Below are 7,983 nucleotides of genomic sequence, written 5' to 3'. Positions count from 1 at the left end.
TTCAGTGTATCGTTGATATAGATTTCATCCATATCACAAACAGCGATTAAATTCCCCGAATATAATTCCTGGGTAGTAGCTATATTTTCTCCGTAATACTTCCCATAACTTAATTTAGGAGAGTTCAGGGTTAAATTGTAATTCTTTTGAGGCGCATCAAATTCACCATATACAATGGTATTGTTAGCGATTCCTAACTCAGGATAAAGGACATCTAAAACGGGTTGGGCATCCTTTACGACCAATTGATACGTGAAATTATTTTGAATGTTCTCCAATTCCTTCTCTTGTCGTATAAACAAAGCTGGGAATATTTGTTCCAATTGAAATTCGATGTTGGTAGGGATTTCAGCAAAATTAAACTTCCCTTCCATATCCGCATCCAAGTAATCAGACTGCAAGGAAAGCTTATCCTTTGTAGCACTTCGCTCTGCTTTTACTTGCAATTGCTTCAAATCAAAACTCTTGCCCGCCTGTGAATAATGAATATCCTTTATGTTTACTGCACCCTTGAAATACTCTTTGGTATAATCCTTTAAATCCACCTCCATATTCGCCAGGAAATCAACAGAATCAGGCAATCCTAAATTTAACTTCTCCAAGTGTTCAGCGTCTACTGTGACATCAAACTTCATGAATTCTTTGTCGGAAAAATTGATATTACCGTCAAATTGAAGATCTACTAATTTATCCTTCATATCCAATTGCGCATACACCTGTTCCCCGAGCAACTGCCCTTTGGCTATACTAATATTAGAATAAGGATAATTGCGATAATCAAAGCGTTCCACAAATCCGGTAATTGAAGTAAAGTTGATATCACTGAAACTTGGAGCGTATCCACTAATGGCAAAGCTAGCTGTGGCATTTCCAAAATCTTCTAATCCTAGGAAAGTGCCTAATTGAAATTCTTCCACATCGATGTAATAGGATGAATCTTTAAATTCTCCAAAGAAATACGCTTTCTCATCTTGGTGGTAATCGAAGGTCAAATCCCTAGAAATATGAACTATCCCCAAGGCCGTTCTTATGTTTTTGGCTTTTATATTGAATGTATTCAAGTTCCCTGTAAAGTAAACATTGCTCCCATTTACATAATCAAAGTTCATGACCTGTTGCGGTAAAGATAAATGACTATCTCCGGCGCTTTCCGGTAAATTCAAAGCCTCTAAATCTTGTAGGGTAATATAAAAGTCACTAATCAGTTCATTGAACCTCAAATCTTTCTCCTCTCTAAAATCAGGAAGAATAAAATCTCCTGCGATATAAGAGGAATGTCCAAACTGAAGGTAAACCTCCTTCAAATTCAAGTTTTTTATTTTATCACTTGCTTTAACATCTAAGTAAACAACATCCGTCATCCCCTTTAATTGAGGAGCAAACATTGAAACATCCGTCATCGATACTTTGGCACCCGCAATTTCAACATCAAAATCAACACTATCTATAAACTCTAAATAATTTGCATAACTGTGGGTAATTAGCGCTAGTTTTTTGGCCTGAAGATCGGTTTCAGAAGTTTTGATAATTAGGTTTTCAAAGAAGATTCCTTCTCCACTATGCTTCACATCTCCCGAAAGCTCGTCTAATTTAAACCCTGAGAAATTCTCCTTTGTATGGAGGTGCTCTAATTTAGCAACTAAGCCTTGAGGGGTATACACCAAATCCGCAAAAGTAAGCTGCGTGTTTATAAAATGCATGTGGTCATAGTCCACCCCATAAGCGTTCAATGCTTTGTTTTCGTCCACGAGAGAAAAATCTACATTATCTAGAATTACGGCTTGACTCGAAAGCACAAAATTCGGTGTCTTGGAAGGCGGTTTATCACTCTTAAAATAATCTACGATGTATTGAAGGTTCAGATGGTCCTCACCAGCATAGGTTTTCAGGTTAATTCTTGCATTTTGAAGTTTAACCTCATCTAAACTAAAAATCAGTTTTTTGGCATTGATATCGGATACATTTACTTGCAAAAGATCAATAGCTGCTAAGGTATCGTGTCTGTGGTCTTCAACAAAGATTCCCTTGAGGTAGATTTGATCAAAAAAGCTAATGTCTACCTTATCAATTTCTACCCTTGCATCTAAAGCATTACTTAAAAATGAAGTTGCTTGATGCGCCGCATAGGTTTGAAATTTTGGACTGCGGATGGCTAGTACAAGAAGAAAAATTAATATCAAAACCCATTCTAAGAGTCCCAAGAAACCTTTTCCTAGTATTTTGAGTAACTTTGCCATCGAATTGTAAAAATAATCAAAAGTTGGTCCAATCATGAAGGATAAAGAAATTATCATTTTAGGTATAGAATCGAGCTGTGACGACACTTCTGCAGCGGTTTTAAGAAATGAAGAAATTTTATCAAATGAAATTGCGAGCCAAGGTGTTCATAAAGAGTATGGTGGAGTTGTTCCTGAACTGGCCTCACGCGCTCATCAACAGAACATTATCCCTGTGGTTGATACTGCCATTAAAAAGGCAGGCATCCAAAAAGAAGACATTGATGCCATAGCATTCACGCGTGGTCCAGGTCTTTTAGGATCTTTGATTGTAGGAACTTCCTTTGCCAAGTCTTTTGCCATGGGTATGGATATACCGATGTTAGATTGTAACCACATGCATGGTCATGTATTAGCGCACTTTATAGATGATGAAGGCAAAGACAAACCTGAGTTTCCCTTCCTTTGTTTAACGGTTTCTGGTGGGCATACACAAATTGTCTTAGTAAAAGATTATTTGGACATGGAAGTGATAGGAACAACGATCGATGACGCAGCAGGTGAAGCCTTTGATAAATCAGCTAAAATTCTTGGGCTTCCTTACCCTGGTGGGCCGTTGATTGACAAAAACGCCAAGCTAGGAGATGAAAACAAGTTTGAATTCGCAAAGCCCAATGTAAAAGACTTAAATTATAGTTTCAGCGGACTCAAAACATCTATCCTCTATTTCATTCAAAATCAGGAGAAAGAAAACCCAAATTTTGTGGAGGAAAACATGAATGATTTATGTGCCTCTATTCAGAAAACCATATTAGACATTTTGTTTAAGAAACTGATCAAAGCAGCCAAAGAGCAAAACATTAAAAGTATTGCCATTGCGGGAGGAGTTTCTGCTAATTCAGGCTTAAGAACGCGTTTAGAAGAAGAAGCGAAAAAGCGTCAATGGAAAACTTTCATTCCTAAGTTTGAATACTGTACAGATAATGCAGCCATGATAGCGATTACAGGAAGGTACCATTACCTACGCGGAGAGTTTGCAGACCAGAGTATTGCAGCTACTGCACGTTTAAAATTTTAAACGTAGTTGACACGTCAAATCCGTTTTACGACTCCCTTTAATCAACTCTAAACCAGAACCTAACTCTTTTTTATTTGAATAATGCGTAGAAGCCAACCTTAGGTTAACATCTAGGTATTTGTTCATGCGCCATCTCAACACCAAGTAATAGCGTAACCCTTTATTGTAGTAGGCAGGTATACTAAATGTATTCAGTACATTATTTTCATAAGCATAGATTCTAGCGTCGTAATTATCCGTATTAAAAAGTGCATAACGCACACTAATATCCAAAGGAAAACTCATCGGTCTAAAATTCAAATCTTGCAAGAAAAGATCTCCTGTTGACTCATCCTTCCCCCTTAACACCTTTACCTTTTCCCAACGCATTTTCCACGTCAACCCCTTGATCATTTCTATTTGCAGATGAACCCTGAAATTTTGCTGAATCACATCTTCAATGGGATTTGTTTTTTGTTGGCTTTCCTTGGCATTTTTAGGCTTATTTCTATATCGGTATCGGAAGTAAATAAAAGCATGTTTTCGCCACTTGTATTGATACATACTATTGAGCTCTTGCCCCTTGCTCGGAGCATCTACTTGGTACTTCAACCAAGGAAAACAAAACACATCTACATAGGCATTTATATGATGTCTGCCCTTTTTAAAATCTATAGCAGTGAAAGTACCCTTCTCATTTTCTATTCTTGAGTTTTCCGCAAAAGCCCGCGCATAAAAAGCGTGATAGTCCCTATCATAATCTCTTCTAAACAAACTTAAACTTAAAGATTTATTGAGCGCCATTAAAACGCCCTGCAAATGCGCCCAAGCATTGATCTGCCAAGCATAAGCAAACTCCCCAAAAAATTGTAAATTTCTATAATTCCATTGGTAATCTAAACTGGAATTAGAAAGGTTTTGACCTCTAAACTGAAAGCCATTGTAGATATTTTGTGCTTTGTAATAAGGCAAGGAATAGGATTGATAGATGTGATTGATTCCAAAACCCATAGACGCTCTTTGATGCTGTAATGATACGCCTACAATACTTTCTTTCAGATTGTTCTTCGTGTTGAATTCGCTCACAGTCCTATGATAACCGGAACGAAGAATACTCAGTGCTGTATCTCCTGTTGCATTCAACCTCCCGCTCAAGCTTTTATGTGAAGCGAAAAGAGTTATACTATTTTTCTTTTGCTTCAACCGTATACCTATACCACGCAAAAATCGACTTTCATCCACGGAGGTTGATGGCCGTAAAGCCCGGGCGTTTTTCTTAATGCTTGTCAGTTGCATAGATTTTCCCGCTCCATAGCCTGTCCAATGAATTAAGCCCTGACCAATCTGCGCTGTAAAATCACCCAATGCCAATGCATCCATAACGCCTCGTTTTCCGAGAAACAAATGAATGGATGAAAAATCAGGGAGTTTGGATTTTTGCAAAGGTTCACCAGCATCTTGCTCCAGAGTTAAACCCAAACTAAAATTTCTACCATAATGTAAACGAGCACGTAAATAATAGCTTATTGGACTTCCTAAATATCCGTTAATAGTTGAATCACCACTGTACCCTCTCTTCTTTTGAGTTGCTCCTAAACTTTTAAGATAAACTTGTTTGTTGGCGTACATGAAAAGGTCATGCAAGGGCAATGACCTATCTTCAAAACTCTGTTTAACGACAACAAAAGCTAGTACACGAGAAATTGATTCTGAATCCCAAAACTCGATGGATTGAAGTTCATAAATACTCAACAACTTTCCAGCCTCTTGTTTGTGAAGGCTTAATGCTTGAGCCTGTAGCTCCGTAACTAAGCCTAAATCTACAAGAGGCGTAATTTCATTCTGATTCAAGTTGATGGGATGTTCAAGGTAAAACAGCAAAAGGTCTCTTTTTTGAGTGAGATCAATTTCTTCTACCTCTTGTTGTTCAGCTAAATACTCTAAACTACCTTGTATTTCTTCTTGTGCATGTAAAAGAGAAGCAAACAGAAGGAATGCTATGGTCCAAACCCTACTCATTTTCAAACGAACTAATGATAAAACTTGAAGAAGGTGACCCACTCAATTGTTGCGCGAAACGAAAGGCACAAATGAGTTTAAACCAACTGTTTCGGTAACTAAACCCTAAGGCATATTCCCAGGTTTGAAAACGTATACCTGCGAGTAATTCTAACTTTTCATGCGCTTGGTAACGAATTCCGCTTGCTAGCACATAAGGATGCGTATTGGATTTCTCTATTTGTCCTAACACCTCAATTCCTTCACTCAATTCATGGACTGCCCCTAATAATATGGTCGATCTGTACCCAGCATCTAGGAATAGATCTATTCTTGGTTCATTGAGGTGAAGAACCGACATACCTAAGCGCGTTTTTTCATTCAACTGATAATGCAACCCCATATCGCCACTGAGCTTGTGCCTTATAAAGTCTCCTTGACCAATAGCCAAGTATAAATAGTTTAGTTGCACCCCCAGGGATAATCTTTCCGAGAGCTCCATGGCATAGCCAAGGTTGAAACGTATATCCCTATACAGGCTGTGACCAAAATGCCGAATTCCGAAAACAAAACATTGATGTTGGACGCTCTTTTTAATGGGGAGGTGAAGCTGTAAACTTTGCGCTTGTAATTCTTTCAATAAGAATTTATTACTGTAACTCACAGCAAGAGAAATATCTGTTTGAAGTGTAGCCAACGAAGGATTTTTCATACTTGCAAAGGGAGAATGATAGGCTACGCTATTTCCGGCCAATGCATGTATATCAGCCCCATATTCTCTGTTGATTTGGGAGGTTGAAATAAGCGTAATACAACACCCCAAAAGTGTTAGGTAGGTTTTCATATCCAGAAGATACAACACCCCTCTTATTGCTCAAAAAAATCTACCCTGTGGAAATCCTCAAAAAATAATTCTAGAAGGTGTAATAAATCATAAACTCGAGCCACTAACCTTATAAAAGCAAAGTAAAATGACGATTTCAGAAACAAAACAACAGCTCGAGGAATTATTACAGCAAAGCACTTCAAAAAGAGAAAGTAAGGTTTACCATCGATTTTTAAAGGTGTTATCAGCTTTAGAGGGAAGAGATTTCACAAAAGAAGAATTAACAATGATTCAGTCAGAATTAACACGATTAGATATAAAGCCTATCAAAACAAGAAGAAAAACGTACTTTAGAAAAAAACTACGCTTATTTCTAGGCTTCCTAAATAAAAACTTCTCTTTGGTTATTCATAATCACTACCAAGAATACTCTATGAGCTTAGGAATAGTCTTTGGTGTTGTCCTTGGAACATCTATCTTACAGGACCCCAATGGGAGTTCAATAGGAATATGTGTAGGTTTATTCATCGGATACTTCATCGGAAAGTATTTGGACAAAACAGCATTAGAAGAAAACAGAGTATTAAATATTGCTTAATACATGAGTAGTGATTTTTACACCACACATATATTGCCCTATGCATCCATCATCATTAAGTTATGTAGGGCTTATACCAATTCTCAGGAAGATTTCGAGGATTACTACCAAGAAACATGTTTACAAATCTGGCGCAGTTCTGAAAACTTTAAAAATGAATCTGAATGGTCTACTTGGATTTACAGGATTAGCTTAAATGTTTGCTTAACGCTACTCAAAAAGAAAAAGAATGGTTCACAGCTATTTGCCTCTGACTATATCCCCCCAGAATTAACAGCGGATAGTAAGGCTTTTGCTAATGAAGATTTGAACCAACTTTACGATGCCATACGACAATTGTCAGAAATCGATAGAGCTGTAATAATGCTTTATTTAGAAGAAAAATCTTACAAAGAAATAGGAGAAATTTTAGGAACAAACTCCAACAACATAGGCGTAAAAATTAAACGCATTAAGGAACGCTTAAAAAAAATATTAGAAAAGGATAATGGAAAAATCAATTGAATCAATTTGGAAAGAGGGGTTTATGGATGCAGATGCCTTAGTAGCCCCTCGTGTAAATAAACTCTATAGCAAAAAATCAACGCACATTATTGAGAAGTTTAAACGCATGTTTAAGATGAACTTGATACTTATAGTAATCGGTTCACTGGTAGTCTTGACCGCAAGTTTTCTGGTAGGATTACCTTACATGGGTATACTACTATTTATAGGTTTGAACATACTATTCTTACTGAACATAAAGTTTTTAAAAAGTCTTAAAAACATAGACAATTCAAAAAGTTCTTATGATTATTTAATGAGTTTTGACCAATGGCTTAAAAATCAAATTTCCGTGAACAGAAGGTTTTCACGTCTATTCTACCCTTATATATTTATGGCCTTGTTTCTAGGATTTTGGATGAAAAATGTGGAGGGTAAACATCTGGGTAAATACGCAGTTGAAAAACTACTTCAAACTTACCCTGATCTTTATAGTATTGCTGGTATTCCTCTCGTAATCCTACTCTCCGTTCTATGTATGCTCATTCTACTTTACCTGGTTGGCGGTAAAATATATGAATGGGATTTTAATATTGTATATGGAAGAATAAAAGCAAAACTCGATGATATGGTAAACGATATCCAAGCCTTAAGAGCAGATTAAAAAGTGATGAATACCCTGCTGATGGTCGTATATTAACGTAAATCTTTTCATTAATTTAGAGGCATATTTCATATACACCTTAAAAAAAGAAGACATTTAAAGCTAAGACTGACGCATCGGTAAAATCCTCCACTATGACAC

The 7,983-nt window shown here is 36.9% G+C and carries 7 protein-coding genes; 4 read left to right on the top strand and 3 right to left on the bottom strand.

Going from position 1 to position 7,983, the window contains the following annotated elements:
• Window positions 1-2,237 (bottom strand): hypothetical protein (locus tag AC22ZQ_RS10460; protein ID WP_318958733.1); only part of this gene is annotated, 2,237 nt, incomplete at its 3' end.
• A gap of 34 nt (window positions 2,238-2,271) precedes the next feature.
• On the opposite strand from AC22ZQ_RS10460, the gene tsaD reads away from it, so the two are divergent.
• Window positions 2,272-3,294 (top strand): tRNA (adenosine(37)-N6)-threonylcarbamoyltransferase complex transferase subunit TsaD, encoded by a 1,023-nt coding sequence (gene tsaD, locus AC22ZQ_RS10455; protein WP_318958732.1) that lies wholly within the window; start codon window positions 2,272-2,274, stop codon window positions 3,292-3,294.
• On the opposite strand, the gene AC22ZQ_RS10450 is transcribed toward tsaD, so the two are convergent.
• Together AC22ZQ_RS10450 and AC22ZQ_RS10445 are read right to left on the bottom strand one after the other, a co-directional pair.
• Complete coding sequence (locus tag AC22ZQ_RS10450) at window positions 3,283-5,292, bottom strand: hypothetical protein (RefSeq protein ID WP_318958731.1); 2,010 nt, start codon at window positions 5,290-5,292, stop codon at window positions 3,283-3,285. The two genes, tsaD and AC22ZQ_RS10450, sit on opposite strands and share 12 nt — an antisense overlap.
• Window positions 5,285-6,115: a hypothetical protein gene (locus tag AC22ZQ_RS10445; RefSeq protein WP_318958730.1), complete on the bottom strand. Its 831-nt coding sequence runs from the start codon at window positions 6,113-6,115 to the stop codon at window positions 5,285-5,287. The genes AC22ZQ_RS10450 and AC22ZQ_RS10445 overlap by 8 nt, the downstream gene beginning before the upstream one ends.
• A gap of 127 nt (window positions 6,116-6,242) precedes the next feature.
• Between AC22ZQ_RS10445 and AC22ZQ_RS10440 the strand changes: the two genes are divergently transcribed.
• The 3 genes from AC22ZQ_RS10440 to AC22ZQ_RS10430 are packed head-to-tail and all read left to right on the top strand — an operon-like array spanning window position 6,243 to window position 7,842.
• Complete coding sequence (locus tag AC22ZQ_RS10440) at window positions 6,243-6,695, top strand: hypothetical protein (RefSeq protein WP_318958729.1); 453 nt, start codon at window positions 6,243-6,245, stop codon at window positions 6,693-6,695.
• Window positions 6,696-6,698: 3 nt separating this feature from the next.
• On the top strand, window positions 6,699-7,199 hold the full coding sequence (locus tag AC22ZQ_RS10435; protein WP_318958728.1) for an RNA polymerase sigma factor: 501 nt from the start codon (window positions 6,699-6,701) through the stop codon (window positions 7,197-7,199).
• A complete protein-coding gene (locus tag AC22ZQ_RS10430) occupies window positions 7,183-7,842 on the top strand; it encodes a hypothetical protein (RefSeq protein WP_318958727.1) in 660 nt (219 codons plus the stop codon). Before AC22ZQ_RS10435 ends, AC22ZQ_RS10430 begins: the two co-directional genes overlap by 17 nt.
• Window positions 7,843-7,983: the final 141 nt, after the last annotated feature.

The organism is Lishizhenia sp., assembly GCF_057456495.1.
This window is presented reverse-complemented; position numbering and strand designations above follow the sequence as displayed.

Coding starts and splice junctions, on each gene's coding strand:
- AC22ZQ_RS10445 (WP_318958730.1), bottom strand. CDS start 6,115: ATGAAAACCTACCTAACACTTTTGGGGTGTTGTATTACGCTTATTTCA.
- AC22ZQ_RS10440 (WP_318958729.1), top strand. CDS start 6,243: ATGACGATTTCAGAAACAAAACAACAGCTCGAGGAATTATTACAGCAA.
- AC22ZQ_RS10430 (WP_318958727.1), top strand. CDS start 7,183: ATGGAAAAATCAATTGAATCAATTTGGAAAGAGGGGTTTATGGATGCA.
- tsaD (WP_318958732.1), top strand. CDS start 2,272: ATGAAGGATAAAGAAATTATCATTTTAGGTATAGAATCGAGCTGTGAC.
- AC22ZQ_RS10450 (WP_318958731.1), bottom strand. CDS start 5,292: ATGAGTAGGGTTTGGACCATAGCATTCCTTCTGTTTGCTTCTCTTTTA.
- AC22ZQ_RS10435 (WP_318958728.1), top strand. CDS start 6,699: ATGAGTAGTGATTTTTACACCACACATATATTGCCCTATGCATCCATC.